The sequence below is a fragment of the Chryseobacterium oleae genome, from assembly GCF_900115055.1.
In the GTDB taxonomy this organism is placed as follows: domain Bacteria; phylum Bacteroidota; class Bacteroidia; order Flavobacteriales; family Weeksellaceae; genus Chryseobacterium; species Chryseobacterium oleae.
Window position 1 is genome coordinate 57,337 of record NZ_FOVD01000002.1, and the last position, 26,579, is coordinate 83,915.

Sequence of the window (26,579 nt, forward strand, 5' to 3'; positions counted from 1 at the left end):
CAGGACTGTAATTGATAAAAAAACAGTCCTGCTTGCATTATACCCGATTAATAAGGTCTGGTTGGATTGGCCCCTTCAATTGTTAATGTCATTGTCTTCTTACCATCTTTGTAATAGGCGGTATCGGAGCAATTAGGCCCACACAATGTTGGTTCAGATGTTCTACTTGAATCATCTACAACAAATCCTCCCATGATATTTTGTGGGTTTTTCAGCTTCTTGTTTTCCAATGAAGAAAAATTCTTCATACCATTTAATTTTTTCATAATTGAATAATTTTTTTTATTAAAATTTGTGGTTGTCATATAAACCCTGACATGGGCTTTGCTATCCTTCATTTCGACCTGTACTGTACACTTACAGGAAGATCTGCAGAATGCTGTATCAACGTTGATGGGTCAAAACTATAGATTATTACATCTCTTTTATGTGAGTTAATGTGCTGTTTTTTTGTAAATTCGTGAGGCTTTTTGTATGGTTGTACAGGTTAAAATAAATCATCAAAACATTTCGGTGAGAAAATTTTATACACCAAAGATTTAGAAATATAAATCCTGATTTTATAGATTAAATAGGCAGATAAATCGTTCAAAATTTCTATTGTACGCAGTATGCATACAAAAAAATACCGGACAGACAAAGACTTATGGGTTTAGGAATATTTAATTTTTCATCTATTTTTGTACATTGACTGTTATCACCCCAATCAAAATCACAAAATCACTGTATGCAAAACCTCAAACAGCTCAATACTGATTTAAAAACCTATCTTGAAGAAATTACAGAACAATTTGTTAAAGACCTTGTACAAATACTGGAAGGGGAAAATGCAGATTATCTGAACGGAAAGAGCAAAACAGACATTGTAGCCTACTACTTCGAATATGAATATGATCATCTGGATATCTCAGCATGGACTGTAGATAAATCCGGTGCTATCGCGACCAAGCCTGTACTTTTATTAACTCAGAGAGAAAAACAAAGCCATAACAAAACAGATTGGAACGCACTTCTTCCCGAAAAAATATGGAAAGCAGCTTCAGATTTTCAGGAACAGCATGAAGATGATGATGACTTCGATGATTGGTGGGACGAATACAATGAAGAAAAATATGAGCTATTTGAAAACTGGTTTTTTGATGGCTGGAAAAAAGCTTCAATAGAAACAGAGAGTAGGGTAGATGCTTATTTTTCAGTTCATGATACCTATTTTAAAACAGACCTGAATACACTGCAAACCATTAACGACGACGAAATTGCAGAACGCTATACCTCTTAAATAATATACATTAAAATACATCACTATTATTATGAACACCTATCAATTTTACAAAAAAGAAGGAAACCTGTTAATTTTTAAAAACCAGCCGATTTTTGTAGCCGTATTGGCTATACTTACATTCATTGCTGCAGGATTCTCGTATAAGTATAAGATTCCTCTATTGGCCTTATTTCTTGTTGCTTTTGGAGGCCTGATGATCGCCAATTTCTTTGCGAAAAAATTTGTGATCGATCCCCAGCAGCAGACTATTACCTGTAAACCCAGTGTTTTTGTTGGTGCAAAAACCTATTCTTTCCAGGATTTTACACATTTTGAAGTGTTGGCGATGAAGTATCTGGGCTTTATCACAACCAATGTATTTCTGAATATTTATTTTGAAGTGAATGGCAAGGAACATAAATTTATGGTCGGACAGGCGCTTACTCATAAAAGCATACAGAAAATGGTCAATGAAACCGAAGATATCATGAGGCTAAATGAAAATAAGCGATGAATACCAAAGACCGATATAAATTTGAGGATAACGGCAGTGAAATAAGTTTCATGCCTAACTACAACTTTATACACACCTCAAAATGGTGGTTGGGAGCTGGCATTCTTGCCATTCCGGCGCTGTATTATTTCAGAAATATACTGTCTGGAAATGCCTTTTCCATTGCTTCCGTTGTATTAGGAATGTACATGGTCTATTTTCTGTGGGATCTTCTTTTCAGAGTTCCTGTAAAATACATATTCGATAAGCGGGAAAAGCGTATTTACCGAAAACTGTTTCTTACCAAAAACATCATGAGCTTTGATGAAATGACGTATTTCATTAATGAAGACAGCGGAGGATATTATTATGTAATCGGGAAAAAGAGAAATCAGTTTGTCAAGAACTACAGAATCAGTAGCTATTTTTCAGGCTCTAAAAAATCCAGGTTAAGAGAGGATGAATTCCTGACAGACATCTTATATCCTATACTGGACGCAATAGGTGTTCCTATCAACAGACCGCAATAATGGAAGGTTTTGAGAGTTTTAGAGTCAGAGTGTTTTAGAGCATGTGAGTGTTAAAAAAGTTGATAGTTAACGGTTACTCGTTGATCGTAATTAAGCTTCACATTCTAATAGTCTAAGCCTAAAAACTTATATATCGAATAACTTTGAATCAAAGACAAGCATCTGGTGGCTGAGGAGCTCGAAGCCACCACCCAACTATTTAAGATCTGATGTCTGATGTCTGAAATCTGGCATCTAATATCTTAACTATAAAAAAAGCTCGGGCTGTTTCGAAGAAACAGCCCGAGCCCATATATGATAGTCTATCCTGACTACTTATCTAAAATTCTCTTCACAGCTTCTTTCACAGCCTCTGCATCGATTTTATATTTCTTCATAAGCTCAGCAGGTGTTGCAGACTCTCCAAATGTATCGTTTACGGCTACGAATTCCTGTCTTGTAGGTCTCTTTCTTGCAAGCATACCTGCAACAGATTCTCCTAAACCACCAAGATAGTTGTGCTCTTCAGCCGTAACAATCTTACCTGTTTTTTCAACAGATTTTAAGATGATTTCATCGTCTAGAGGTTTGATAGTGTGGATATTGATCACTTCACAAGAGATTCCTTCTTTTTCAAGCTCGTCAGCGGCTACAAGAGATTCCCATACAAGGTGTCCTGTTGCAACAATCGTTACATCAGTACCTTCCTGAAGAAGAATTCCTTTTCCAATCTCGAAAGGCATATCTTCCGGGATGAATACAGGAACCGTAGGTCTTCCGAATCTTAAATATACAGGACCTTCGAAATCAGCGATAGCAATAGTCGCTGCCTTAGTCTGGTTATAGTCACAAGGGTTGATTACCGTCATACCCGGAAGCATTTTCATCATTCCGATATCTTCCAGAACCTGATGGGTAGCACCATCTTCACCTAAAGTAAGACCAGCATGAGATGCACAGATCTTTACATTTTTTCCTGAATAAGCGATAGACTGACGGATCTGGTCATACACTCTTGAAGTAGAGAAGTTCGCGAAAGTTCCGGTAAAAGGAATTTTTCCTGTGATGCTTAAACCTGCAGCAATTCCCATCATATTAGCCTCTGCGATACCTATCTGAAAGAATCTTTCCGGTGCTTTTTCAATGAATTTTTCCATTTTCAAAGAACCGATAAGGTCTGCACAAAGTGCCACTACGTTAGGGTTTTTGTCGGCAAGTTCTGCTAATCCGGCTCCGAATCCTGAACGCGTATCCTTTTTTTCTGTATATGTATATTTCATTTTTTTTTACTAAAGTTTTTAATAATAGATAAATGATATTTCTAAGGATGTAAAAAACACCATCACTTATCATGGATTATTGATGATTAATAATCAGCGGGAGCTTCCAGATATAATTGTTTGAATGCTGTTTCAAGCTGCTCATCATTAGGAGCTTTTCCATGCCATGCATGAGAACCCATCATATAATCTACACCGTAACCCATTTCTGTATGAAGAATGATTACTACAGGTTTTCCTTTTCCTGTTTCAGTTTTTGCTTTCTCAAGGATCGCAATCACAGCTTCAAGATCGTTTCCGTTTTTCTCTTCCAGAACAGTCCATCCGAATGCCTCAAGTTTAGCATGAAGATTTCCTAAGCTCAATACATCATCCGTATCCCCATCAATCTGACGTCCGTTGTAGTCAATCGTTGAAATAATGTTGTCAACCTTTTTAGCCGCAGCATACATCAAAGCTTCCCAAACCTGACCTTCCTGAAGTTCACCATCACCGTGAAGTGTGTAAACAAGAGAAGTATCACCATCCAGTTTTTTACCCTGAGCTACACCAAGCGCTACAGAAAGTCCCTGACCTAGAGATCCGGAAGCAATTCTGATACCCGGAAGACCTTCATGAGTAGTTGGGTGACCCTGAAGTCTTGAATCCAGCTTTCTGAAAGTTTTAAGTTCTTCTACCGGAAAAAAGCCAAATCTCGCCAATGTAGAATAGAAAACCGGCGAAATATGCCCGTTTGAAAGATAAAAATGGTCCTCATTCTTACCCTCCATTGTAAAAGGCAGCTTATAATTCATTACCTTTCCATACAGCGCTGTGAAGAATTCCGTACAACCTAAACTTCCGCCCGGGTGTCCTGAATTGACAGCGTGAACCATTCTTAAAATGTCTCTTCTGATCTGCGTAGTAAGAGATTTTAACTCTTCAATACTTTTACTCATATCTGATTTATTTGCACGCGAATTTACAATTTTTTAATGGCTTACGGAAATGCAAAAACCCGGACTTGTGATCCGGATTTAGAATTATTTCAGAGAAATACTGGTTTTAACAGCCTTCGTTGAGGTATAGCGATATTTCTGTAATTAACAGTTTTAGGGTTGTAGAGTTTGTGATTGGAGAAGGGAGTTGCTGGTAGACGGTTGCTGTTTTGCATCCCGGAATCCCGGAACACGAATCTCAAAACCCATATCCCGGAACACATTAAAATCTGATGTCTGATGTCTGAAATCTGATGTCTAACATCTAAATTTTAATTCTTTCCTAATGCTTTATCAATAGCCTTCTTAGCAATAGGCTCCATAATAGCATAACCTGCAGGATCCGGATGGATTCCGTCACCTGAAAGACCTTCACGCATACCACCCTTATCGTTACGCATGGCTGTATTATAGTCGATAAAAGGAATCTTGCTGTTGTGAGAATACTGTTTTAATCTGCTGTTCAAGGTATCTACTTTTTGAGGTACGTCGGTGATTTCCTTACGCCACGGAAATGCCGCTGCGGGTAGTACAGAAGCAATAATTACCTTTATCCCGTTGCTTCGGGCAATATCCGCCATAGCTTTAATATTGTTGAATGTAAAGTCCGGATCATACGCTCCTGAGTTTTGAGCAATATCATTAGTACCGGCATTAATGATCACTAATTTCGGTTTTAGAGCCACGACATCATTTTGAAACCGTAAAAGCATTTGTGAAGAAGTTTGTCCACTGATGCCTCTGCCTACATAATTATTTTCAGAAAAAAAGGTAGAATGGCTTTTCACCCATCCTTCCGTAATAGAATTACCCATAAAGACCACATCCACTTTTTTCTTTGCATTTAAAATGGCTGTATTGTCGTCTTTATACTTGGTCAGATTAGCAAAATCAACAGCGCTTTGTGCGTGTGAAAATTCGCCAATAAGCAAGCCAATGGCTATGAATAGAGATAATTTCATATCGAATGGTATCTGTTACGAACTTAATTTTCAATAGGAACGGGCTTTAGCCTGTTTACATCAAAATGTAATAGGGTGATCAGGCTTTAGCCAAATTTAATCATTATTTCTTTCTGATCAGCCAAAGTCCTATGAAGGTCAACAATCCGTTGATGATCAAAAGTTCCAGTCCGATCTTGAAATCCCCGAACATGTTTTCCTGGTATTTATCGATAAAGAATGAGATCACCGGGGCTGCGATACAAACGTAAGGAACCAGTTTGTCATTTACCTTGTATTTGGTAAAAATTCCGAAGGCAAAAAGTCCAAGAAGAGGTCCGTAAGTGAATCCTGCAAGCTTCAGAATAAGCCCGATCATGGAATTATCATTGATCATTTTAAAAATAACCACCATAATCAGGAAAGAAAGAGCCACAATTAAATGGATGTTTTTTCTGAATTTTTCTTTTTTGGAATCATCCCATTCTTTCTTCTCTTTCATCCCAAAAATATCGATGCATAAAGAAGAGGTAAGAGCGGTCATCGCGCCATCTGCACTTGGAAACAATGCCGAAATCAATGCAATAATAAAGATGATGGAAATAAAGCCGGGCATATGATTCAGGGCAACATCAGGGAAAAGCTGATCTCCCGCACTCGTCACGTGCTCCTGTGCTCCATACAGGTGAAGAAGTCCTCCCATATAAAGGAATAGTGAGATAACCCCAAGAAGAATAAATCCTAAAGTAACCATATTTTTCTGCGAATCTTTCAGTCTCGTTACTGATAAACTTTTCTGCATCATTTCCTGATCGATTCCCGTCATGGTAATCGTGATGAAAGCTCCGGCCAGGATCTGTTTAACAAAGAAACTTTTCTGGTTCGGATCAAAATCAAAAATTCTGGTGTAGCCTTTATCCTGCATCGCCGTAAAACTTTCACCAAAGCTTAAGCCCAGATGATTCAGCATATACACCGTACAGATGATTAACCCCAAAAGCATACATGACGTTTGTAAGGTATCTGTCCAGACAATGGTTTTTACACCTCCTTCATACGTATACAGAATGATCATCGCTAAAATAATCAGTGTGGTTACAATGAATGGAATGCCTAAACTGTCCAGAATCGTAAGCTGAAGAATATTCACCACCAGATATAGTCTTGCGGTGGCACCTACCAGTCGGGAAACAATAAAGATCCACGCCCCCGATTTATAAGACAGCTGACCCATTCTCTGCTGGAGATACCCATAAATAGAAGTCAGTTTCAAACGGTAATAAAGGGGAAGAAGAACATAAGCCACCACAATATATCCGATAAGATATCCCAGTGTGATCTGCAGGTATCCGAATTTATCGTTTCCTACTGCTCCCGGAACACTTACAAACGTGACACCGGACAGCGAGGTACCGATCATCCCGAAGGCTACCAGCATCCAATTACTCTTACGGTTTCCGATAAAGAAACTCTCATTATCACTTCCTTTCCCTGTTTTGTAGGCTACCCACAGTAAGAGTGCGAAGTAGACGATAATAATAGACAGTAATATAATTGGAGACATAGTTTTTTCAATTAAAATTTTACAAATATAGTTTTTTTCTGTTCTGGTAAAAGAAAAAGCCTTTCAGATGTTAAACTCTGAAAGGCCTGTATCTTAAGGACAGAAATTAGGATCAGTTCACTAATACATCCTGCAGCTCCTCACTTTTCTGAAAACTTGCTTTGGCAAACGGACAGAGAGGAATGATTTTTTTATTGTTTTTCCTGGCAAAATCTACTGCTGCCAGAAGCATTTCTTTTCCTACGCCTTTTCCGTTGTAGGCTTCTTCCACCTCCGTGTGGTCTATGATGAATCTTTCTGCTCCGGCCCATGTATACGTCATGAGTCCTGCTTGTTTTCCATCTATGAAAGCCTCAAAACTTCCGTGTTTCTCGTCGTTGTTTTGTTTTACTTCGATCATGTTATGAGAATTTTGTTAGTATTTCTATATCGTTAGTTAATATCTTGTGTACAGGGCAGGCATCGGCGATGGTATGCAGTCTTTTCAGCTGTTCATCATCCAGAATACCTTCAAAGCTGATATCTCTTTTGAAAATTGCCCTTTTTGTTAAAGGAAAATTTTCGAGTTCTACTTCTACGTTGATGTTTTCAACGTCCCATTCTTTTCGTTCGATGTACATTCTTAAAGTAGCTGCCGTACAGCTTGCCAGAGATGTGGCTAAGATTTCCATAGGGTTGAAACCTTTATTCTGACCGCCTTTATCGATCGGTTCATCGGTAATGATCTGGTTTTCGCCGGCCGTTACCTCAGTATAATATTTTGTTTTTCCTAAACTTGCTTTTACGGTTACCGCCATTATTGTTCTGTATTGAATTTATAACTTAATGCACCTGACGGGCATTGGTCTATCTGATTTTTAAGTTCTTGCGGACTTGCGTTTTCAGCTTTTATCCAGGGTCTGTCTTTGGGATTGTATACCTTGGGAAGCAGTTTTACGCAGACAGCCGAGTGGATACACTTCTGGGGCTGCCAGAGGACAGTGATACTGCCGTTGGGATATTCGTGTATTTCCATATCAATTTTCTTTTAGTGATTTTTCGATTCTTCGGTCCGGAATCAGCCATATGAGAGCCACGATATAATAAAAACCTATGGCAATATAAGGATAAAAAAATGAAACGGCGATTCCGAGGACGTAAAATATAATCGAGATATATTCTTTAAATTTTGAATGTATAGCTTCTTTCAGCATAGAACTTTCACCCTCACAGCGAACGATTACATGCTCCAGAATAGTGTAGGCCACAGCAGACATGATGAGACAGATCCCATAAGCTGCCACGGGATTTTTTGCAAAATGGGTTGTTCCTATCCATTCCGTAGCGATCGGCATCAGCGAAAGCCAGAACAGCAGATGAAGATTGGCCCAGAGAATACTTCCGTTGACCTTTTTTACTGCCTGAAAGAGGTGATGATGATTGTTCCAGTAGATTCCTACATAAATAAAACTGAAAATATAAGCGAGAACTCTTGGGATGAGAGGCTTGAGACTGGCCCAGCTGCTCCCTTCAGGAACCTTCAGCTCAAGGACCATGATGGTAATGATGATGGCCAAAACTCCATCACTGAAAGCTTCCAGTCTCCCTTTAGTCATTGGTCTTAACCGCGTTTTTAAAGTTTCCTATCTTGTCTTTAAGCTCTTTAAGCATATCAGGATTGATTACGCCGCTTTCCAGATCAAAATTTTCATAAAACTTGGGAAGGGAGAACGTATCCTTTATATCTGCTGCAAACTGAGGAAAAAACGTTTTGGCTGTATTCATCACATTCCCGCCGCCGTAGCCTCCCGGAGAAGTGCTCATCAGAAGCATCGGTTTGTTTTGAAATACCTTGACGTTGATCCTTGAGGACCAGTCGAAAACATTTTTAAAAGCGGAACTGTAAGATCTGTTGTGCTCTGCAAGCGAACAAATGATCACGTCACACCCTCCGATCTCCCGTAAAAAGTTATGGGCTTCTGCGGGAAAACCTTTTTTTTCAAGGTCTACGGAGAAAACGGGCATGGTGAAATCGTTGAGGTCAATCAGATTGATTTCTTCATCCTGAAAATCTTTCAGAACAAATTTTACCAGTTCCCTGTTGATCGAAGTGGAAGACGTACTTCCCGCAAATGCTAATATTTTCATGGTTAATGAATGTGGCCTGACTGTTATTTTCTGTTTAAAATAGCCTTAGGTAACGGGACGTATTCTTTCTCGTCACCGGGTACCAAAGGAAACGCATCGTGGTTCTGATCATTCCAGTTGACTTTGGCCTGATCAAGCAATTCTTTGTCTGAATTTACAAAATTCCAGAATATAAAACGCTCTTCATCAAAAGGTTCGCCACCGAAAAGATAGACCGTACCGTTTTCACTCATATCGAATTCACACAGTTTGGTGTCTTTAGCGATCATCAGCTGTTTTGAACCGTACGTATTTCCTTCTGTGGAAACCGTTCCGTCCAGTACATACATTGCTGCTTCACCATAAAGGTCTTTTCCAATGCTGATTTTCTTTGCTTCTTTGGTTTTAATTTCGATGAAAAATAACTTGCTGTGAACAGGAACTGCAGAAGTTCTGCCGAAAGCCTCACCGGCAATCAGTTTATACTGAATTCCATCCTCTTCCCATGTAGGGATTTCGTCGGCTTCGATATGATGGAAGCTAGGTTCTGTCTGCTCCAGATGTTTTGGAAGACCTACCCAGATCTGGAATCCGTGAAGTCTTTTATCGCTGTGTCTTAAATATTCAGGCGTTCTCTCTGAATGCACTACGCCTTTTCCGGCAGTCATCCAGTTTACAGCGCCTGGTTTGATTTCAATTGCACTTCCGATGCTGTCTCTGTGAAAAATAGATCCTTCCAAAAGGTACGTTAAAGTTGACAGACCGATATGAGGATGCGGAGGTACATCAAGATTTTGATAGTCCTTCAGTTCAGAAGGCCCCATATGATCGATGAAAACAAAAGGTCCCACCGCTCTTTTTTCACGGAAAGGAAGAAGTCTTCCCACCAGGAAATTTCCTATATCTGCTGCTTTTTCTTCTATGATAAGTCCGATATTTGACATAATAAAGTAAATGTTTTTGAATTGTGTTTAAGCTGATTGAATAAATTTTTGAATCTGAGATTACAGTTTGTCGTAACCTTCAAATTTTTCATCAACAATACGTTTCCACTCCGGATGCTTCTTAATGTAGGCAAAAACATAAGGGCAGAAAGGAAGAAGCTTTTTTTCATTCTCTTCAATATAGGCCAGTGTTTTCTCTACAACAGCCACGGCTGCTCCTGTTCCGGCCAGTTCCGGATCTGCTTCTGTGTGTACCAGAGCAATCTGGTGACCCATTTCACGATAATCGATAAAGGCAAAATGTCCGTCGATTTCTATTTCAAATCTTGTTGCTGCTTTTACAAGCGGTATATTTTCAAATTCTGGTTTCATAAATTTTTATAGGATAAATAGGTTGGTGGACCGCAAAGAGAAAAGATCAAATATTAGAATGCTTTTCATTATTTCACTAAACCTTATAGATTTCAAAAACCGATAAGGTTTGATGCATTGATTAAACATCACATTTCAATTAAACTTTCGTCTTTGCGCTTCACCAAACACATTAGATAAAGTTACTAAAAAAGGAATAATGTAAGATTAAGAGAAATTTAATTCTGTTAATCTTCCAGATAACCGAACTTCCCGGTATTGTAATCTTCGAAAGCCTGCATAATTTCCTCCCTTGAATTCATCACAAAAGGTCCGTGAGGATAGATAGGCTCGTTGATAGGTTCTCCGCTGATGATCAGAACTATGCTGTCTTCATGAGCTTCAATGCTGAACGTTTCGCCTTCATTTTTAAATAAAACTAGATGATCTGCTGCTGCTTTTTGCTCTCCGTTTACGGTAATACTTCCTTCAATGACCAATGCCGCCGTATTAAAGTTGGCCGGGAAACTGAACTCAGCTTTTCCGCCTGCCTTTAATTTAGCATTCATCATGTTTAAAGGAGTGAATGTTTCCGCAGGACCTTTGTGTCCGCTATATTCTCCCGCAATGATTTCCACTAAACCGTTTTCACCCAGATTAACACGTTCCATTGCCGAATTTTCTATCGCCTGGTATTTCGGGCAGCTCATTTTATTTTTTGCGGGAAGATTGACCCATAGCTGGACCATCTGAAAAATACCGCCTTTTTTAGACCATTCGGTTTCGTGATATTCTTTGTGAAGAACTCCTTTTGCAGCAGTCATCCACTGTACGTCCCCTTCGCCTATGATTCCGCCACCGCCGGCGCTGTCATGATGTTCTACTTTCCCCTGATAAGCTATCGTTACCGTTTCAAAACCTCTGTGCGGATGAACGCCCACGCCTCTTGGTCTTTCCGAACCATTGAAGTGAAATTTTGAATTGTAATCAAGCATAATGAACGGGTCCATTCTTTTCATATCCAATCCGTGTACCCCTGGTATAAAATTATGAACCCTAAAACCGTCCCCTACAAAATGGGCTGGTTTTGGAGATACTACGATTTCTACTTTTTTCGCTGTCATAATATTGTGAATTTTATATAACAAAAATACGGTAGAGAGAAATCAGATACATTGATCTGTGTTAAGTTCGGCGCAGGTGTTGTCAGTTCTTATTCTTCCTTGGATTTCATGTTTTTTCCATCCGAAATGTGAAGTCTTCTGAAAACAAAACCTGAGATGATGGTCAGGATTCCTACAGTAAGGAAAGTATAGCGGAAAGCGTTGTGAGTTTCTCCTTTGATGAGGTCTGAGCTTTCAAATAGTTTTAATACAATCAGTCCGAAAGCGATTCCGAAACCTATTGCCAGCTGCTGATTAACGGATATTAATGAATTCCCGCTGCTGGTCTGGAAGTTTCTTAGATCTGCAATGGAAATGGTATTCATCGAAGTGAACTGGATAGAGTTGAAAAATCCTAATATGGCAATAATGGGGACAAACCAATATAAAGAGGCATGAATATCGGGAATGGCGAGAAGACAGATCAGGGTTCCGATGATGAATGTATTCACCATCAATGTCTGTCTGTATCCGTATTTATCTAAAATTTTGATCACCGATGATTTCCCGAACATAGCGGTCAGAGCCATCGGAGCAATGATCCATCCGGAAGTTACCGCTGACTGTTTGTAAGCAATCTGAATCATTAAAGGAAGCAATAACGGAACCGAGCTGATCCCTAATCTGGTCGCCAGGTTTCCTACAATACCTACGCGGAAAGTTCTCACCTGGAAAAGATCAAGCGGGAAAATAGGATTTCCTCCTCTTCTTGCATGTTTGTAATAATAGTAAAGGAATAAAAAGCCCAAAATAAATACAAAAAGTACGGGACTTATATTCTGCATATCCCCGAACAGTTCCAGTGAAATAGAGAGCAGAAGCGATGCTGCCGCAAAGATTAAGAATCCTTTTAAATCAAAATCGACATCGGTGGATTTGTAGTCCGGCATGTATTTTAACCCTAAAACAATTCCTAAAATTCCGATGGGAATATTGATCAGGAAAATCCAGTGCCACGAAAGATAATCCACCATATACCCACCGACTAACGGACCGAGTACGGGACCGATCAGAGCAGGAATAATGGCGAAGTTCATGGCTTTAAGCAATTCACTTTTGTCAAATGTTTTAATCAAAGCCAGTTTTCCTACCGGTGTCATCAAACTTCCCCCGACACCCTGAATCACCCTCGAAATAACGAGATGGGTAAGATTCTGTGACATGGAGCAGAACAGTGAGCCTAAGCTGAAAAGAATCAATGAAAAAATAAATACTTTTTTGGTTCCAAACCGATCCGCCAGAAAACCGCTGGCAGGCATGAAGACAGCCAATGTCAGTACATAACTGATGATGGCATTCTGCATATTGAGCGGAGATTCATGAAGGTCCTTGGCGATGGAGGGCAGGGAAGTGTTCAGGATCGTGGAATCCAGCATCTGCATAAAGATGGCAGTCGCCAGGATGAGTGGAAGTATTTTTTTTACAGAGATCTGTTGCGGGTTTGTTTCTGTCATTCGGTGTAGACTGAAAATCCAATGATTTCCAGATTTATTTTTATTGAAAAGAATACTGTTTTAAAACAGTCTGATTCTTAGATAAAGAATTTCATATAAAATTAAAAAAGTCCTGTGAATTTTCACAGGACTTTTCAGTTTATTTTCTAGGTTTTTCTACTCCTTTCCATTCGTTGCCGGCTTTTCTGTACTGGCTTAAGATGTAAGTTTTGAAATCTTTTGTTTTGTACTCGATGTTATCGGTGTTCTGTTCAAACGGCATGATATAGTAATAATCGATATCTGTTTTGTCTGATTTGTTTCCCTTTTTCACAGTCGGAACATATTTGGAAAACTTATAGCCTGGAAGATACTGTTTTAGTCTTACGTAGAAATCTTTGTCTTCTTTTTCGCTAGGGATGATGTCTACAATATTTAAGTCATCTTTTTTCTTGTCGATCCACAGGTAATAGGTTTTTTCTTCCCCTAAGTTTCTGTTTAAAGAGTTGAATGCAAACAATTCTTTAGGAACAAGCTCTTTGATTTTCTCAGGATCTACCCTTGTGTAGAATTGTCCTTTAGAGGGGTCTACATAGGTTTCAAGATTGTACATCAAAACCGAATTGTTCTCGAATTTTTTGTTCTTAAAATATTGATTTAAAGATAATTCAGCCGTTGCTCTAAGCTCTTTTCCTCTGTCGTCCAGTTTTTTGGTAGGATTCTGTGGATTTACTTTTTTCACGAACTCATATAAAACGATTGGTTTTACATCTTTAAGGTGAGGATACGTTTTAAGCTGCTCCGCTTTTACCAGCCAGTAGAACTGCTGATAATAGTCATCCTTATCCTGATCTTTTACAGTCTTATAAGATAAAGCAAGCTTTTTTGAATTTAAGTATTTGCCATATTTTCCCTGTCCAAAAGCAAAACTGATGGATAGTAAGGCAAATAAAACAGTAAGATTTCTTCTCATTTTTTTATAATTGATATTTTCGTTGTCCAAATATAATTATTTCTTAGATATTATTTTTGATTGTCAGTTAAATTATATTATATTATTAACGTTTATTCAAAAGAAAATCCCGTATTGCTACAGGATTGATAAAATCTTATATAGATGTGAGATTTCAGACATGAGACTTCAGACCAGATTAATGCCGAGATTGAGGTTGAAAAAGGTCAATTTTGAAGTTTGATATAGAACCAAGAGCCAAGAATCAAGATTTTAGATTCCAGACATCAGATTTCAGACACGTTTTGGGATACGGGTTCCGGGTTCCGGGATTTGAACCAGCAACTGTCACCTAGTAACTAGCAACCAACAACTCCCTTACTCTAAAACCCTAAAACTCTCCGACGTTCAAACTCTCCAACTCAAACGCATCACGAACCATAACTCGTCTCATGCACCTTCACCGCTCTTCCGCTCGGATCGTTCATCTTTTTGAAAGCTTCGTCCCATTCCAAAGCGATAGGCGTGGAGCAGGCTACCGAAGGAACGGAAGGAACTGTCGCCGCTGCCGTTTCACTTGGGAAATGTTCTTCAAAGATGGTTCTGTATCGGTATTCTTCTTTGTTCTGAGGGGTGTTGAGCGGAAATCTGAATCTCGCGTTGGTCATCATTTCGTCAGTGACTTCTTTTTCGGCAACTTCTTTCAAGGTATCGATCCATGAATAGCCTACACCATCTGAAAACTGCTCTTTCTGTCTCCATACAATAGCATCGGGAAGAACGTCTTCAAAGGCTTTTCTTAATACCCATTTTTCTATTTTTCCTTCTGCCACGTTGATCATTTTGTCTTTTGGGTTCACAGCCATAGCAATGTCCATGAATTCTTTATCAAGGAAAGGAACCCTTCCTTCAATTCCCCAGCTCATCAATGCTTTGTTGGCTCTTAAACAGTCATATAAATGGAGCTTGCCCAATTTTCTTACGGTTTCATCATGGAATTCTTTTGCGTTGGGAGCTTTGTGGAAGTACAGATAACCTCCGAAAAGTTCATCTGAACCTTCTCCCGAAAGAACCATTTTGATTCCCATTGATTTAATTACTCTTGCCAGAAGATACATCGGCGTGGAGGCTCTGATGGTAGTTACATCATACGTTTCAAGATGATAAATCACGTCACGTACAGCATCCAGCCCTTCCTGAACGGTGAAATTTACTTCATGGTGCACAGATCCGATATGGTCAGCTGCTTTTCTTGCGGCGGCCAAATCGGGTGATCCTACCAAACCTACTGCAAAACTGTGAAGTCTCGGATACCATGCTTCCTGGGTATCGCCACTTTCAACCCTTTGTCTTGCAAACTTCGCGGTAACTGCTGAAATAACGGATGAATCTAATCCTCCGGAAAGTAATACGCCGTAAGGAACATCGCTCATCAGCTGTCTGTGAACGGCGTCTTCAAGGCCTTTTCTTATTTTTGAAATATCGGTTTCGTTATCTTTTACGCTGTCAAAGCTTTCCCAGTCTCTTTTATACCACTGCTGAAGCTCTGTGCCGTCCGGACTGTATAGAAGGTGTCCCGGCAGAAATGTTTCTATGGTTTTGCAGATGCCTTCCAATGCTTTTAATTCAGAAGCTACATAATAGTTTCCGTTTTTGTCCCATCCCTGATAAAGAGGGCAGATTCCCATATGGTCGCGGGCAATCAGGTAGATTCCTTTTTCTATATCGTACAGGGCAAATGCGAAGATTCCGTTCAGCTTCTCGATGAAATCTTTTCCGTATTTTCCGTACAGAGCCAGGATCACTTCACAATCCGACTGGGTCTGAAATTCAAAATCAGGAAATTCTTCTTTTAACTCTCTATGGTTATAGATCTCTCCGTTCACGGCAAGGACTATCTTACCGTCCTTGGTGAATAAAGGTTGCTTTCCTGAAGTAGGATCTACGATAGCCAGCCTCTCATGAGAAAATACAACTTTTTCATCCTGAAATACTCCGCTCCAGTCCGGACCACGGTGACGGATCTTTTTTGACATTTCCAAGACCTGAGGTCTCAGTATTTCGGTCTTTTGTTTGGCATCAAACAAACATACTATTCCACACATATTGTTACTTATTTGAAACAAAATTAGCTTTGATGTTTAAAAATAACAATAAAAAATAAATAAAAGTTAATATTTTTAACTTAATAATTTATTTAAACGAAAATTATTAACTATTTCAATCAATTATCACGTATTTAATTAATTTTTTTCGCTGAGGGAAAATAAGGTCTAAATCCTATACAAAATTAAAATGAAATAATTATTAATATATGGTAATTTATTATATGAATTTTAGCCCTTACTTTGTGGCTCGAAATAATTTTTTTTCATCATTTGTGTTTTTACCTTCTTGCAATTCTCTTTGCAAGAAGGTTTTGTTTTATTGGGACCCTAACAGAACTCCTGAGACGTTCCACGAACTGAAACTTGTGCCTTCTGAGGCTCCCTGGGGGATTTTTACCTGTATCGTATGTGTTCCCGCTTTCAGATCTCCGAGTGGTATGAAATTAGGATTTGTAACGGTTCCGGGACACCAGTTTGACCTGCTGAGGTCTGATGAAGAAAGTCCGTCCGGGAAATTCCCTGATGCAGGGTTGTAAAGACGGTAAGAACCACAATCTGATCTCCATGGAACAAATGAAAACGTCATTTTTCCGTCTAAAAATACAGAATTGGCTTTCGGTACAAATTCATCACCGTTTTCCCAGCCTCCGTGTCCGGTAGTAATGTATCTCAGTTGAGCATTTTTCAGATCTTTTTTTAAGGTAAATTCTACAAAAAGGCCTTTATCCTTATCGAACATGGTTGAATAATCCTGCCCCTCCATTTCCATAATATTTAAAGTGTTGAAAAGCGGAATCACTGTATTGTTTTTATACACGGTCTGATCACTTTTATGAATGGTGATGTCCAGACTTATTTTATGGCCGCCTTTATCATAGTTGCCGATAAAAGCTCCCACCCAAAGTTCTTTTTCGGAAAGCGACGGTTTTAATTCTGTGATATCCTGACGGTATGGGCTCACCGTCTGCCAGTCTTTTCCTTTCAGCTGAATATGATTAAATTTCTGAATCCCGAAAGCGGTAAAAAATCTCATCATTTCTATCGCTGGGCTATAATTTTCAGTGGCTGTTACTCCGAAATACTGCTTTCCGTTTCCATTGTCATATAAAGGAAGCGTTTTAGCTCCTTTTTCCAGTCCGTCAAAAAAAGAAGACGTTTTATCCTGAGGTATAAAAAATACGGTTCCCGTTCTGTCGTAAGCATCACCATTGGATTGCTGTTTAACTTCTACAAATATATTTTCACCTTCCTTGATGGCAGGAAATTTTATTTTTTTAAGGATAATCGTTCCGTTGGCGAATTTCTTTACATTTTCATTGGATTTTGATTCATCTGAAAAATTGATCGTTTCATTGTCAAAAACCTTCAGTGTGGTAAAACGACTTTTCCAAAGCATATCTTTATACCCTAAAAGATCGGTAGATTGCACGGATCCTTTTATAATAGCATCAATGTCTGTTTTCTTTACTTTCTTAATCGAGCTCGCAGTGATTAATGAATTTTTATTTCTTTCAATTTCTAATACAAAACCTAAGTTCTGCCCTAAAACAGATGGGCCACCGTTGATTTTTAAATCATTGGTGTACCAGACTTCAATCGTGTTAGAATTGATTTTTGTGACTGCTTTTTTACAGGTATAGCCCAGAATTTTTTTCGTTTCATTGGTTAATTCGAAGGATTGTTTTCCGATGGATTCTGCATCTGAAGAAGAGATAATTTCTCCCGGCTTCAGGAAAGCATAGGAAACTACAGTATTGGACGGTTTCTCGATCTTAGTAATTTCATATGGATAATCGCTTTTCTGCTCGCGTATTGTATTATTCAGAATAAAATTCTCTTTCGCATCTGCCCAGACAAGGGTAGGAGATTGCTCCGTAAGAACTTTTCCATTGTAAGAACTGGTGTACTGGATCTCATATGTTTGTGCATATGCCAGACAACATAAGAATAAAGCGAAGAAAGTGAATAGCGTTTTTTTATACATAGGGACAGGTTTTCTGCAAAATAATTCTAATATTTATGCTAAGTTCTACTGGATTCTGAAACGGTTTTACAATATAATAATAAGTAGGGATTAGTGAAGCAGATGTTACATCTATCTTAAATATTCCTCCGATAAAATTTTTTGACAAAAAAAGCTGCCCTGAAATAGAGCAGCTGTATGTATTTAGATGGAGCCTTATTAAGAAACTCTCTCAATCAATGCCATATAGAATCCATCGTAACCCTGACTAGGCATTACTTTGTCATCTTTAACCATTTTGTATCCCGCATTGTTTTTCAAAAATTCTTCTACCTGTAAATTATTTTCAGACGGTAAGATAGAACATGTGGCATACACCATTTTTCCTCCTACTTTAAGCATTTTGGAGTAATCCTGAAGGATCTGCTGCTGCTCTTTTTTGATTCTGTCGATAAAATCCTGATCAATTTTCCATTTACTGTCCGGGTTTCTTTTTAAAACACCAAGTCCTGAACATGGTGCATCAATAAGTAGTCGGTCTACTTTATCATGAAGACGCTTGATCACTTTGTTGTCGGAGATCATACGGGTTTCGATATTGTGGGCACCTGCTCTTTTGGCACGACGCTTCAGTTCAGCCAGCTTCCATTCGAAGATATCTAAAGCTACGATTTGTCCTTTATTTCCCATCAATGCAGCTAAGTGAAGTGTTTTTCCACCCGCTCCAGCACATGCATCTACTACTCTCTGGCCTTCTTTTACATCAAGGAAATATCCGATTTTCTGTGAAGAAGCATCCTGAACTTCAAACAAACCTTCTTTGAAAGCGGTCGTAAGAAAAACATTTTTCTTTTCCTCAAGCTGTACAGCATCAGGATAATTTCTTACCGTATAGGCCACAACACCTTCGTCAGAAAGGTCAGAGATCAATTCTTTAGGAGTGGTTTTTAAGCTGTTTGCTCTTAATACCGTAGCAGCCTGCTCATTTAAAGCGTGCATTTCTTTTTCCCATCCGGAACCTAATTCTTTTTCCAGAGTTTCAGCCAGCCATTCAGGAATAGAATGTTCGATAGCTTTCGTAGGAACGGTATTCTTTTTAAGTTTGGTAAGGATATCCGCGATTTTGATTCCGTCAAATTCCTCAAATTTTTTATAATTGGTCTTGCTCCAAAGCAGGTACGCAATCATCAGTTTATAGATATTGGTAGGTTTTACACCTTCACCCATATAATATTCAAGACGTTTTTTCCAGCGGATAATATTATAGAAAATCTCAGAAACAACGGCTCTGTCCTGGCTTCCCCATTTTCTGTGGGCTTTTAATAGTCTTTCGATCACCTTATCGGCGTATTTATTTTTCTCGAAAAATGTTTCCTGTAAAGCATCGTGAATTCCGATCGCTAAGTTTCTGTGAATAAGTTCCATAAATTTGCTTCGCTGTTTGAATCTGCAAAAGTACGAATTATAGTTGAGAGTTGAGGAGCGGGTTGATGAGTTTGAGGGTGGGAGGGTTTTAAGGGTTTGAGAGTCGGAGTGTTTGAGAGTTGCTAGTTGATAGTTGACGGTTCGAATCTCGAAACCCTAAACTCGCATCCCGAAACATGTCTGATATCTGATGTCTAAAATCTTGGTTTTCTACTCCAGCATTCACCATTCACTTGCGAAGCAAAATTCACCAGTGACGTCTTCCTCTCTCAGTCTGATGTCTCATGTCTGAAATCTGAAGTCTAAAACAAAAATCCTACCTTTGCAAAAATCAAAAATATGAGTGATACTGTACTTTGTCCGAAATGCGGCTCTGAATTTACCTATCCAACAGATAATATGATGACCTGTTCACAATGTTTTTATGAATGGAGTCCTGAAGAGACGGCTGCTGAAACAGCTGGTGAAGGGAAAATATTGGATTCGAACGGAAACGAGCTTCAGGATGGAGATTCTGTAGTTGTCATTAAAGATCTTCCTGTGAAAGGAGCTCCAAAACCTGTGAAGGCGGGGACTAAAGTGAAAAACATTCGATTAAGACCGGACAGCGACCATAATATCGATTGTAAAATTGATGGTTTCGGGTCTATGGCTTTGAAATCTGAGTTTGTTAAGAAAGCGTAAGGCTTATTGCAAAAAATAAAAAAAGGAAAAAATTGGACAGTGTAATCTTTCAAAAAGACTTGATTGCAGGGAGGTGCTAATGTCCGTCTCAAGGCAGAAAGAGAATTAACCAAAAATTTCCTTATGCTGTGGAAATACAAATGTAAGAAAAAGTTTTAAACAGGCTTCTTACATTTGTATTTTTTTATCCACATATTAACAATAAGTGTAAGGAAATGTAGGAGTTATGATTTTTGAATGATGGGTTTTAAGCCCTGAGAATGGCGAAAAGACGGATCACAAAACAGGCTTCTTTTTTTGCTTTAAACAAATGAAATTTTAATATTTCCTGCTAGTTTTTCATCCGTATATACGATAAGTTCTTTACTGTGAACTTTCACTTTATTCCAGTAATGATTTCCTGCAAATCTGCTTTCCACAAGATCAGCTTCAATACCATCTTCGGAAATTTTTATTTCTTTAGGATAATATGAAAATTTAGAAATCTGAAATTCTGCTTTTTCTTCTTCAGTAAAAATATTGACTTCCCCAAAAAGTTTGGCCACGTAAGAATTGTAGGGATTTTTGTACGTTTCTTCCGGACTGTCGTTCTGGATCAGTCTTCCGTCTTTCAAAATAACAATCTGGTCAAGCCATGGCATGATGTCCTGAAGTTCATGGGTAGAAATAATCAGGGAAATCTGATGCTGTTTCACATATCTGAAAAGTCTTTCGCGAAGTTCTATTTTTCTTGGAAAATCCAGATTACTGAAAGGTTCGTCTAAAATAAGCAACTTCGGAAGTACAGAAAGTGCTCTGGCAATAGCAACGCGCTGCTGCTGTCCACCGCTTAAATATTTAGGAAGAATATGAGCAAACTCTTGCAAGCCTACCACTTCCAGAAGTTCCATAACGGTTTCTTTTTTCCGGGCTAAATTGATATTCGAAATAAATTTACCCACATTTTCGGCAACGGTAGCGTAAGGCATCAGATCAAAATTCTGAGCGACCAGTTTCATTTCCGCTTCTCCGGGAACAAGGTTTCCTTTCGGTCCCAAAAGATGTTTTCCGTTAAAAACAATTTCACCGCTTTCCCAGTCCAGAAGTCCGTAAATCAGGTTAAGCATTGTAGACTTTCCACATCCGCTTTCTCCTGCAAGAGCAATGATTCTGCCTTCCTCAAAACCCAGATTTAGGTTCTGAAACAGGGGGTTATCTTTGGTGTGGGAAAAATATAAATTGTTTATTTCTAATAGCATCATACAAATGTAAGGTTTTTATGAAAAAATAAAATTTTTTATTATATTAGCGGAAGTAATAAAAATATATCAAAAATGAGAAAAAAACTGTTTTCTTTAGCTATTCCTGCTTTATTTGTGGCAGCTGTAGCGGTTTCTTGTAAAAAAGACAAACCGGTTACCAGCGAAAGCAATGAGGTGGCAACTACAAAAGACGGGAACCAGTACACACTGGATACATTAAACAGTAAAGTGGAGTGGAAAGGATATAAAGTATTCAAGACTGAAAGCACAAGCCATTTCGGAACCATCAAGTTTGAAAGTGGTGATGTGACGGTAAAAGATGGAAAGCTTGAAAGCGGAAAATTTGTTGCTGATATGGCTTCTCTGACGTCTGTAGATCTGAAAGATGATGCTGAACAGTTAGGAAAACTGAACGGTCATCTGAAGAGCGGAGATTTCTTTGAAGTGGAAAAATTCCCGACGGCTTCGTTTGAAATTACGAAAGTGACCCCTTCTACGGAAGGCGATTACAATACGCTTCTTGATGGTAATTTGACGATCAAAGGCATTTCAAAACCGGTTCAGTTTAAGGCTAATGTCTCTGTGAAAGACGGAGAAGTAAGCGTAGCTACCGAGCCTAAGGATATTAAAAGAGAAGAGTTTGGCGTGAAGTTCCAGGCTCCTGCTGAAAACGGCGTGATTAAGGATGATGTAACTCTTCAGATCAGCGTTAAAGCTTTAGAAAAGAAATAATTTTTTTATTTAAGTGAAATAAGTGATTGAAGTCTGCCTCCCATAAAGGGGCAGATTTTTTTATCACAGATTCATTATTAAACTTAAAAAACGTATTTTTGCAAAACATTTTGAAAGGGTAAAACAATGATAGAAAAGATAGAAGAACTACTTACCGAAGTAAACAGCTTCAATGCTACGTCTAAAGAGGAAATTGAAAACTTCCGGATTAAGTATAATGGTAAAAAAGGTGTTCTGAATGATTTTTTTGAAAAATTTAAAGAAGTTCCAAACGACCAGAAAAAAGAATTCGGACAGAAGATTAATTCTTTGAAACAGGCTGTTGCAGGAAAACTGGAAGATCTTAAAGATTCTTCCCAGTCTGCTATTGTCACAGAAAAAGAAGATCTTACAAGACCTGCTTTTCCATTGGATCTTGGGTCCAGACATCCGATCAATCTGGTGAAAAACAGAATTATTGAGATTTTCAAATCAATAGGTTTCGCAGTAGCCGACGGTCCTGAAATAGAGGATGACTGGCATAACTTTACAGCGCTTAACCTTCCTGAATACCATCCGGCAAGAGATATGCAGGATACTTTCTTCATCGAGCAGAATCCTGACGTCCTTTTAAGAACGCATACTTCTTCCGTACAGATCCGTTATATGGAAGAAAACCAGCCGCCGATCAGAATTCTTTCTCCGGGAAGAGTATTTAGAAATGAGGCTATTTCTTCACGTTCACACTGTATATTCCATCAGATCGAAGGTTTGTATATTGACGAGAATGTAAGTTTTGCAGATCTTAAGCAGACGATCCAGTTCTTTACGACGGAACTTTTCGGAAAATCTAAGATCAGAATGAGACCTTCTTATTTCCCGTTCACGGAACCTAGTGCTGAAATCGATGTATATTGGGGATTAAACTCTGAAACCGATTACAGAATTACAAAAGGAACAGGCTGGCTGGAAATCATGGGTTGCGGAATGGTAGATCCTGCCGTTCTGAAAAATGTGAATATCGATGCTGAGAAATATTCAGGATACGCTTTCGGAATGGGTATTGAAAGAATCACAATGCTTCTTTACCAGATGAGTGATATCAGAATGTTCTTCGAAAATGATATCAGAACTTTAGAACAGTTTAAATCACTATAAAAAATAAACCTCCGGAAATTCCGGAGGTTTTTGTTTTTAATTACTGACCTAAGAAACAAAACGTAATTAAAAACGATTTTATTGAAAATGTACAACGTGTATTGTCTTTTTTATCAACTGACATAAAAAACACTTTTCTTCTTTCCAAACCACATTCTTGTTGTGGTATTTTAAAGTATCCTTCATATCTGCTTCTATTAGTAAGACAACCCACATTAAAAATCTATTACAGACTTTTGAAAAAAAAGAAAATAATTTTCTTAGCTGGAGATATTACTTATACATTGTAACGATTAAATGTTAAACAGGAGCTCTTCTTTAAAACAAATCTGGCTTTTATATAGTTTTACCATATTAATTTTTATTAATAACTAAGTATGAGAAAATTATTATTGTTTCCACTTTTGATGGTTGTGAGTATTTTAAGTGCTCAAAAATTTGAAGTTTCAGCAAGTTATGGCGCATCTTCCGTGTATGACGCAACCTATGAACTGGCATCTGCTATTACGATCTATAGCATTACAAAAGAAAGCAATCCTTCAAGTGTAGGAGTGGCTGCTATAGGAGTAGCGATGTACAGTGAAAATATGAAATGGCGTTATGGAGTAGATGTTGCGAATGAGTTTTTCAATAAAACAGCATCTATTTCCAGACAAAATATCTTATCGGTATTACCGAAAGTAGATTATTTCTGGTTAAGAAAAGAAAAACTTGGATTGTATTCAGGTGCTGCTGCCGGAGTCACTTTTGTAAACACTACGTATGTGGATAAAGATAAGAAGGAAAGAAAAGATACTGATAGCGTATTTGGCTTCAACGTTGTACCTATTGGCGTTAAGTATGGGGGAGATCTGAGTGTTTTCCTGGAAACCAATATAGGAATGAAAGGAATTGTCCAAGGAGGCGTATCCTACAAGTTTTAGCAATTAAAAATAAAAAAGGAACCGTTTTAAACAGTTCCTTTTTATATGGTAGATGATTTTATCTTTTATTTAAGATACTTCAAAGGGTATTTCACATTTTTAAGGTCATCAATACTTGCTTTCAGAGATCCTACGGCCAGTTCGGCTTTCAGAAGCATCGGGATATGGTTTGCATCATTGGTCACCCACATCGTAACGCCTTCCTTTTCCTTGAAAACCCTTCCGCTTTTTACAGAAGGAATAATTTTAAGACAGTTGATGGTCCCGAATTTTGTCTTCAGATCTTCATTGCCCGTTACTTTCAGCTGAAACGGAAACATTTCATCGTCAATCCAGACATTCATATTGATCACGGTTCCTACTTTCAGCTCGCTGGTGCTTTTGCTTCTCAGATAATAAAAGCAGGAAAGCATATCCTGAACTCCTTTGATGGATTTTAAGACCTTTGAGCCATTGGCAGGTGTTTTTTTATCCGTTAATATCAACGTATGATTATCGTGGTTGAAAACGGTCTCAAAATGCTGGCGATAGCTGCCTTCACGCACATTTCTCACATAAAAGCTGGGAAGTCCGGTATCTGTATTGATGAAACTTTCATAGAGATCTTCTACTTTAAAGAAGGCTTTTACAGCTCCCGTAGTCTGTCCCGTACCTTTAACGTAGAGATGGGGAGCACCCATATAAGTTGTTTTTTTGGCGGTTAGATTGGCGGTTCCGGCATTCAGGATTCCGTAGTGGATTCTGAAGGTAATGGACTCACCATCAGCAATATTATCGATCTGAGCGTAACTCAGCAAGAACGTAAATACTGCAAAAAAACTTAAAATTTTCTTCATGATATGACATTTAACAAAAACACTGCCAAATTTAAGAATCCTAATGATTTACAGAGATTTGATAAATCTCAGGTTTTTATTTAGAATCAATTAAATATGCTTCGCATTAAAATTAGTAAATTTGCAGTTACATGTATAATTAAATTATCTTATTATTATGATAACCACTGATATATTGATCATAGGTGCCGGACCTACCGGGCTTTTCGCTGTTTTTGAAGCAGGTTTATTAAAAATGAAGTGCCATATTATTGATGCGCTTCCACAGCCGGGAGGACAGCTAGCTGAGCTTTATCCTAAAAAACCTATTTTCGATATTCCGGGATATCCTTCTGTGAATGCAGGAGAATTAGTAGATAATTTGATGGAGCAGATCAAGCAGTTCCAGCCAGGATTCACTTTAGGAGAAACTGCTGTTTCTTACACTAAGGTAGATGATGAATGGTTTGAAGTGATCACCAACAAAGGAACGGTTCACAGATGTAAAGCGATTGCTATTGCCGGTGGATTGGGAACTTTTGAACCTAGAAAACCTACTTTCGAGAATGTAGCTGACTATGAAGAGAAAGGTCTTGAATATTTCGTGAAAGAACCTGAACATTTCAGAAACAAAAAAGTAGTGATCGCCGGAGGTGGAGATTCTGCTTTGGACTGGAGTGTTTTCCTTTCGAATGTTGCAAGTGAAGTGACTTTGATCCACAGAAGAAATGAATTCAGAGGAGCTTTGGATTCTGTAGAAAAAGTGCAGGATCTTAAAAACCAGGGAAAAATTAAATTAATCACGCCTGCTGAAGTGACCGGTATCAAAGGTGACGGAAAAGTAGAAGCGATTACCGTTGAGATTGAAGGGCAGGACGCTTACGATATTGAAACAGATTATTTCATTCCTTTATTCGGACTGACTCCAAAATTGGGTGAGATCGGAAACTGGGGACTGAATATCGAGAAAAATGCTATCGTTGTTAACAATGCTCTTGATTATCAAACAAACATTGACGGAATCTACGCAATCGGAGATATCAATACCTATCCGGGTAAACTGAAGCTGATCCTTTGCGGTTTCCACGAAGCGACTTTGATGTGTCAAAGTGTTTACAACAGACTGAATCCAGGGAAAAAATTTGTACTTAAATATACGACAGTAAGCGGTGTAGACGGATTTGACGGTAGCCGTAAAGAAGCAGAAAAGGCAGTTGTGAAAAAAATTGACTAATTTTGCATTATTATGTCAGATATTAATATAAAGATCACCGATCGGGAGGGGATCACCCATGATGTTGTAGCACCTACAGATATGTCTATGAACCTGATGGAGATCATCCGTTCTTATGAATTGGCGGAAGAAGGAACTATCGGAGTTTGTGGCGGAATGGCGATGTGCGCCTCCTGTCAGGTATATGTGATCACTGATCCGGGCCTTGAGCCTATGGGAGATGAAGAAGATGCCATGCTGGCGGAAGCTTACCACGTAAAAGACAACAGCAGACTGGGATGCCAGCTGCATATGATGGATTCCATGGAGGGTCTTGAAGTGGCGATTGCTCCTTATCCTTAGA

29 protein-coding genes are annotated in these 26,579 nt (G+C 38.5%); 9 read left to right on the plus strand and 20 right to left on the minus strand.

What is annotated here, in order from left to right:
- Nucleotides 1-47: 47 nt before the first annotated feature.
- On the minus strand, nucleotides 48-266 hold the full coding sequence (locus BM143_RS07390; RefSeq protein WP_139222009.1) for a TIGR04139 family peptide modification target: 219 nt from the start codon (nucleotides 264-266) through the stop codon (nucleotides 48-50).
- A gap of 461 nt (nucleotides 267-727) precedes the next feature.
- Between BM143_RS07390 and BM143_RS07395 the strand changes: the two genes are divergently transcribed.
- Genes BM143_RS07395 through BM143_RS07405 form a run of 3 tightly spaced genes read left to right on the plus strand, consistent with a single transcriptional unit; the run spans nucleotide 728 to nucleotide 2,284 of the window.
- The gene (locus tag BM143_RS07395) at nucleotides 728-1,279 is read left to right on the plus strand and encodes a hypothetical protein (protein WP_090023944.1); all 552 of its coding nucleotides are present in this window, start codon (nucleotides 728-730) and stop codon (nucleotides 1,277-1,279) included.
- A gap of 31 nt (nucleotides 1,280-1,310) precedes the next feature.
- Complete coding sequence (locus BM143_RS07400) at nucleotides 1,311-1,775, plus strand: hypothetical protein (protein ID WP_090023945.1); 465 nt, start codon at nucleotides 1,311-1,313, stop codon at nucleotides 1,773-1,775.
- The gene (locus BM143_RS07405; protein WP_228430721.1) at nucleotides 1,772-2,284 is read left to right on the plus strand and encodes a hypothetical protein; all 513 of its coding nucleotides are present in this window, start codon (nucleotides 1,772-1,774) and stop codon (nucleotides 2,282-2,284) included. Before BM143_RS07400 ends, BM143_RS07405 begins: the two co-directional genes overlap by 4 nt.
- Nucleotides 2,285-2,595: 311 nt before the next feature.
- On the opposite strand, the gene BM143_RS07410 is transcribed toward BM143_RS07405, so the two are convergent.
- From BM143_RS07410 to BM143_RS07490, 17 genes are all read right to left on the minus strand, one after another.
- Entirely contained in the window at nucleotides 2,596-3,543 is a 948-nt protein-coding gene (locus BM143_RS07410; protein ID WP_090023946.1) for a transketolase family protein, read from the minus strand.
- An 86-nt stretch (nucleotides 3,544-3,629) separates the two neighbouring features.
- Complete coding sequence (locus BM143_RS07415; RefSeq protein ID WP_047455037.1) at nucleotides 3,630-4,481, minus strand: transketolase; 852 nt, start codon at nucleotides 4,479-4,481, stop codon at nucleotides 3,630-3,632.
- 311 nt (nucleotides 4,482-4,792) lie between these two features.
- Nucleotides 4,793-5,482: an SGNH/GDSL hydrolase family protein gene (locus BM143_RS07420; RefSeq protein WP_090023947.1), complete on the minus strand. Its 690-nt coding sequence runs from the start codon at nucleotides 5,480-5,482 to the stop codon at nucleotides 4,793-4,795.
- 103 nt (nucleotides 5,483-5,585) lie between these two features.
- Nucleotides 5,586-7,025 carry a sodium:solute symporter gene (locus BM143_RS07425; RefSeq protein WP_090023948.1) on the minus strand — a complete coding sequence of 480 codons (1,440 nt, stop codon included), beginning with the start codon at nucleotides 7,023-7,025 and terminating at the stop codon, nucleotides 5,586-5,588.
- Nucleotides 7,026-7,137: 112 nt separating this feature from the next.
- Entirely contained in the window at nucleotides 7,138-7,425 is a 288-nt protein-coding gene (locus tag BM143_RS07430; RefSeq protein WP_185116535.1) for a GNAT family N-acetyltransferase, read from the minus strand.
- Between the two features lies 1 nt (nucleotide 7,426).
- The gene (locus tag BM143_RS07435) at nucleotides 7,427-7,822 is read right to left on the minus strand and encodes an OsmC family protein (RefSeq protein ID WP_090023949.1); all 396 of its coding nucleotides are present in this window, start codon (nucleotides 7,820-7,822) and stop codon (nucleotides 7,427-7,429) included.
- Complete coding sequence (locus BM143_RS07440; RefSeq protein ID WP_185116536.1) at nucleotides 7,822-8,040, minus strand: (4Fe-4S)-binding protein; 219 nt, start codon at nucleotides 8,038-8,040, stop codon at nucleotides 7,822-7,824. The genes BM143_RS07435 and BM143_RS07440 overlap by 1 nt, the downstream gene beginning before the upstream one ends.
- A gap of 1 nt (nucleotide 8,041) precedes the next feature.
- Nucleotides 8,042-8,620, minus strand: a complete 579-nt coding sequence (locus BM143_RS07445; RefSeq protein WP_090023951.1) for a TMEM175 family protein — start codon at nucleotides 8,618-8,620, stop codon at nucleotides 8,042-8,044.
- The gene (locus BM143_RS07450) at nucleotides 8,613-9,152 is read right to left on the minus strand and encodes an NADPH-dependent FMN reductase (RefSeq protein ID WP_090023952.1); all 540 of its coding nucleotides are present in this window, start codon (nucleotides 9,150-9,152) and stop codon (nucleotides 8,613-8,615) included. Before BM143_RS07450 ends, BM143_RS07445 begins: the two co-directional genes overlap by 8 nt.
- Before the next feature lie 23 nt (nucleotides 9,153-9,175).
- Nucleotides 9,176-10,075, minus strand: a complete 900-nt coding sequence (locus BM143_RS07455) for a pirin family protein (RefSeq protein ID WP_047455048.1) — start codon at nucleotides 10,073-10,075, stop codon at nucleotides 9,176-9,178.
- 60 nt (nucleotides 10,076-10,135) lie between these two features.
- Nucleotides 10,136-10,447 carry a GNAT family N-acetyltransferase gene (locus tag BM143_RS07460; RefSeq protein ID WP_047455050.1) on the minus strand — a complete coding sequence of 104 codons (312 nt, stop codon included), beginning with the start codon at nucleotides 10,445-10,447 and terminating at the stop codon, nucleotides 10,136-10,138.
- Nucleotides 10,448-10,674: 227 nt separating this feature from the next.
- Nucleotides 10,675-11,550: a pirin family protein gene (locus BM143_RS07465; protein ID WP_090023953.1), complete on the minus strand. Its 876-nt coding sequence runs from the start codon at nucleotides 11,548-11,550 to the stop codon at nucleotides 10,675-10,677.
- Between the two features lie 89 nt (nucleotides 11,551-11,639).
- Nucleotides 11,640-13,043, minus strand: a complete 1,404-nt coding sequence (locus tag BM143_RS07470; RefSeq protein ID WP_047455053.1) for an MFS transporter — start codon at nucleotides 13,041-13,043, stop codon at nucleotides 11,640-11,642.
- Between the two features lie 139 nt (nucleotides 13,044-13,182).
- Entirely contained in the window at nucleotides 13,183-13,995 is an 813-nt protein-coding gene (locus BM143_RS07475) for a hypothetical protein (RefSeq protein ID WP_034728649.1), read from the minus strand.
- A 410-nt stretch (nucleotides 13,996-14,405) separates the two neighbouring features.
- On the minus strand, nucleotides 14,406-16,079 hold the full coding sequence (gene asnB / locus BM143_RS07480; protein WP_034728647.1) for an asparagine synthase B: 1,674 nt from the start codon (nucleotides 16,077-16,079) through the stop codon (nucleotides 14,406-14,408).
- Between the two features lie 319 nt (nucleotides 16,080-16,398).
- Nucleotides 16,399-18,066 (minus strand): GLPGLI family protein, encoded by a 1,668-nt coding sequence (locus BM143_RS07485; protein WP_090023954.1) that lies wholly within the window; start codon nucleotides 18,064-18,066, stop codon nucleotides 16,399-16,401.
- A 198-nt stretch (nucleotides 18,067-18,264) separates the two neighbouring features.
- A complete protein-coding gene (locus tag BM143_RS07490) occupies nucleotides 18,265-19,470 on the minus strand; it encodes an RsmB/NOP family class I SAM-dependent RNA methyltransferase (protein ID WP_034728643.1) in 1,206 nt (401 codons plus the stop codon).
- Nucleotides 19,471-19,809: 339 nt separating this feature from the next.
- Here BM143_RS07490 and BM143_RS07495 point away from each other — a divergent pair, with 339 nt between their 5' ends.
- Complete coding sequence (locus BM143_RS07495; protein ID WP_090023955.1) at nucleotides 19,810-20,154, plus strand: zinc ribbon domain-containing protein YjdM; 345 nt, start codon at nucleotides 19,810-19,812, stop codon at nucleotides 20,152-20,154.
- Between the two features lie 302 nt (nucleotides 20,155-20,456).
- On the opposite strand, the gene BM143_RS07500 is transcribed toward BM143_RS07495, so the two are convergent.
- Entirely contained in the window at nucleotides 20,457-21,392 is a 936-nt protein-coding gene (locus BM143_RS07500) for a sulfate/molybdate ABC transporter ATP-binding protein (RefSeq protein WP_090023956.1), read from the minus strand.
- A 75-nt stretch (nucleotides 21,393-21,467) separates the two neighbouring features.
- Between BM143_RS07500 and BM143_RS07505 the strand changes: the two genes are divergently transcribed.
- The 3 genes from BM143_RS07505 (at nucleotide 21,468) to BM143_RS07515 (ending at nucleotide 24,187) form a co-directional block, all read left to right on the plus strand.
- A complete protein-coding gene (locus BM143_RS07505; protein WP_090023957.1) occupies nucleotides 21,468-22,127 on the plus strand; it encodes a YceI family protein in 660 nt (219 codons plus the stop codon).
- 126 nt (nucleotides 22,128-22,253) lie between these two features.
- Nucleotides 22,254-23,264: a phenylalanine--tRNA ligase subunit alpha gene (gene pheS / locus BM143_RS07510; protein WP_034728634.1), complete on the plus strand. Its 1,011-nt coding sequence runs from the start codon at nucleotides 22,254-22,256 to the stop codon at nucleotides 23,262-23,264.
- A 377-nt stretch (nucleotides 23,265-23,641) separates the two neighbouring features.
- Nucleotides 23,642-24,187: a hypothetical protein gene (locus BM143_RS07515; RefSeq protein WP_090023958.1), complete on the plus strand. Its 546-nt coding sequence runs from the start codon at nucleotides 23,642-23,644 to the stop codon at nucleotides 24,185-24,187.
- 65 nt (nucleotides 24,188-24,252) lie between these two features.
- Here BM143_RS07515 and BM143_RS07520 read toward each other — a convergent pair whose 3' ends face one another.
- Nucleotides 24,253-25,023, minus strand: coding sequence for a DUF3108 domain-containing protein (locus BM143_RS07520; protein WP_090023959.1), 771 nt, complete (start codon nucleotides 25,021-25,023; stop codon nucleotides 24,253-24,255).
- Between the two features lie 157 nt (nucleotides 25,024-25,180).
- On the opposite strand from BM143_RS07520, the gene BM143_RS07525 reads away from it, so the two are divergent.
- Both BM143_RS07525 and BM143_RS07530 read left to right on the plus strand, forming a co-directional pair.
- Nucleotides 25,181-26,236, plus strand: a complete 1,056-nt coding sequence (locus BM143_RS07525) for an NAD(P)/FAD-dependent oxidoreductase (RefSeq protein WP_034728627.1) — start codon at nucleotides 25,181-25,183, stop codon at nucleotides 26,234-26,236.
- Between the two features lie 12 nt (nucleotides 26,237-26,248).
- Nucleotides 26,249-26,578 carry a 2Fe-2S iron-sulfur cluster-binding family protein gene (locus BM143_RS07530; RefSeq protein WP_072922543.1) on the plus strand — a complete coding sequence of 110 codons (330 nt, stop codon included), beginning with the start codon at nucleotides 26,249-26,251 and terminating at the stop codon, nucleotides 26,576-26,578.
- Nucleotide 26,579 lies beyond the last annotated feature (1 nt).

Coding starts and splice junctions, on each gene's coding strand:
- BM143_RS07405 (WP_228430721.1), top strand. CDS start 1,772: ATGAATACCAAAGACCGATATAAATTTGAGGATAACGGCAGTGAAATA.
- BM143_RS07530 (WP_072922543.1), top strand. CDS start 26,249: ATGTCAGATATTAATATAAAGATCACCGATCGGGAGGGGATCACCCAT.
- pheS (WP_034728634.1), top strand. CDS start 22,254: ATGATAGAAAAGATAGAAGAACTACTTACCGAAGTAAACAGCTTCAAT.
- BM143_RS07390 (WP_139222009.1), bottom strand. CDS start 266: ATGAAAAAATTAAATGGTATGAAGAATTTTTCTTCATTGGAAAACAAG.
- BM143_RS07505 (WP_090023957.1), top strand. CDS start 21,468: ATGAGAAAAAAACTGTTTTCTTTAGCTATTCCTGCTTTATTTGTGGCA.
- BM143_RS07455 (WP_047455048.1), bottom strand. CDS start 10,075: ATGTCAAATATCGGACTTATCATAGAAGAAAAAGCAGCAGATATAGGA.
- BM143_RS07460 (WP_047455050.1), bottom strand. CDS start 10,447: ATGAAACCAGAATTTGAAAATATACCGCTTGTAAAAGCAGCAACAAGA.
- BM143_RS07440 (WP_185116536.1), bottom strand. CDS start 8,040: ATGGAAATACACGAATATCCCAACGGCAGTATCACTGTCCTCTGGCAG.
- BM143_RS07470 (WP_047455053.1), bottom strand. CDS start 13,043: ATGACAGAAACAAACCCGCAACAGATCTCTGTAAAAAAAATACTTCCA.
- BM143_RS07395 (WP_090023944.1), top strand. CDS start 728: ATGCAAAACCTCAAACAGCTCAATACTGATTTAAAAACCTATCTTGAA.
- BM143_RS07420 (WP_090023947.1), bottom strand. CDS start 5,482: ATGAAATTATCTCTATTCATAGCCATTGGCTTGCTTATTGGCGAATTT.
- BM143_RS07520 (WP_090023959.1), bottom strand. CDS start 25,023: ATGAAGAAAATTTTAAGTTTTTTTGCAGTATTTACGTTCTTGCTGAGT.
- BM143_RS07500 (WP_090023956.1), bottom strand. CDS start 21,392: ATGCTATTAGAAATAAACAATTTATATTTTTCCCACACCAAAGATAAC.
- BM143_RS07445 (WP_090023951.1), bottom strand. CDS start 8,620: ATGACTAAAGGGAGACTGGAAGCTTTCAGTGATGGAGTTTTGGCCATC.
- BM143_RS07450 (WP_090023952.1), bottom strand. CDS start 9,152: ATGAAAATATTAGCATTTGCGGGAAGTACGTCTTCCACTTCGATCAAC.
- BM143_RS07495 (WP_090023955.1), top strand. CDS start 19,810: ATGAGTGATACTGTACTTTGTCCGAAATGCGGCTCTGAATTTACCTAT.
- BM143_RS07465 (WP_090023953.1), bottom strand. CDS start 11,550: ATGACAGCGAAAAAAGTAGAAATCGTAGTATCTCCAAAACCAGCCCAT.
- asnB (WP_034728647.1), bottom strand. CDS start 16,079: ATGTGTGGAATAGTATGTTTGTTTGATGCCAAACAAAAGACCGAAATA.
- BM143_RS07425 (WP_090023948.1), bottom strand. CDS start 7,025: ATGTCTCCAATTATATTACTGTCTATTATTATCGTCTACTTCGCACTC.
- BM143_RS07475 (WP_034728649.1), bottom strand. CDS start 13,995: ATGAGAAGAAATCTTACTGTTTTATTTGCCTTACTATCCATCAGTTTT.
- BM143_RS07400 (WP_090023945.1), top strand. CDS start 1,311: ATGAACACCTATCAATTTTACAAAAAAGAAGGAAACCTGTTAATTTTT.
- BM143_RS07430 (WP_185116535.1), bottom strand. CDS start 7,425: ATGATCGAAGTAAAACAAAACAACGACGAGAAACACGGAAGTTTTGAG.
- BM143_RS07410 (WP_090023946.1), bottom strand. CDS start 3,543: ATGAAATATACATATACAGAAAAAAAGGATACGCGTTCAGGATTCGGA.
- BM143_RS07415 (WP_047455037.1), bottom strand. CDS start 4,481: ATGAGTAAAAGTATTGAAGAGTTAAAATCTCTTACTACGCAGATCAGA.
- BM143_RS07435 (WP_090023949.1), bottom strand. CDS start 7,822: ATGGCGGTAACCGTAAAAGCAAGTTTAGGAAAAACAAAATATTATACT.
- BM143_RS07490 (WP_034728643.1), bottom strand. CDS start 19,470: ATGGAACTTATTCACAGAAACTTAGCGATCGGAATTCACGATGCTTTA.
- BM143_RS07525 (WP_034728627.1), top strand. CDS start 25,181: ATGATAACCACTGATATATTGATCATAGGTGCCGGACCTACCGGGCTT.
- BM143_RS07485 (WP_090023954.1), bottom strand. CDS start 18,066: ATGTATAAAAAAACGCTATTCACTTTCTTCGCTTTATTCTTATGTTGT.
- BM143_RS07515 (WP_090023958.1), top strand. CDS start 23,642: ATGAGAAAATTATTATTGTTTCCACTTTTGATGGTTGTGAGTATTTTA.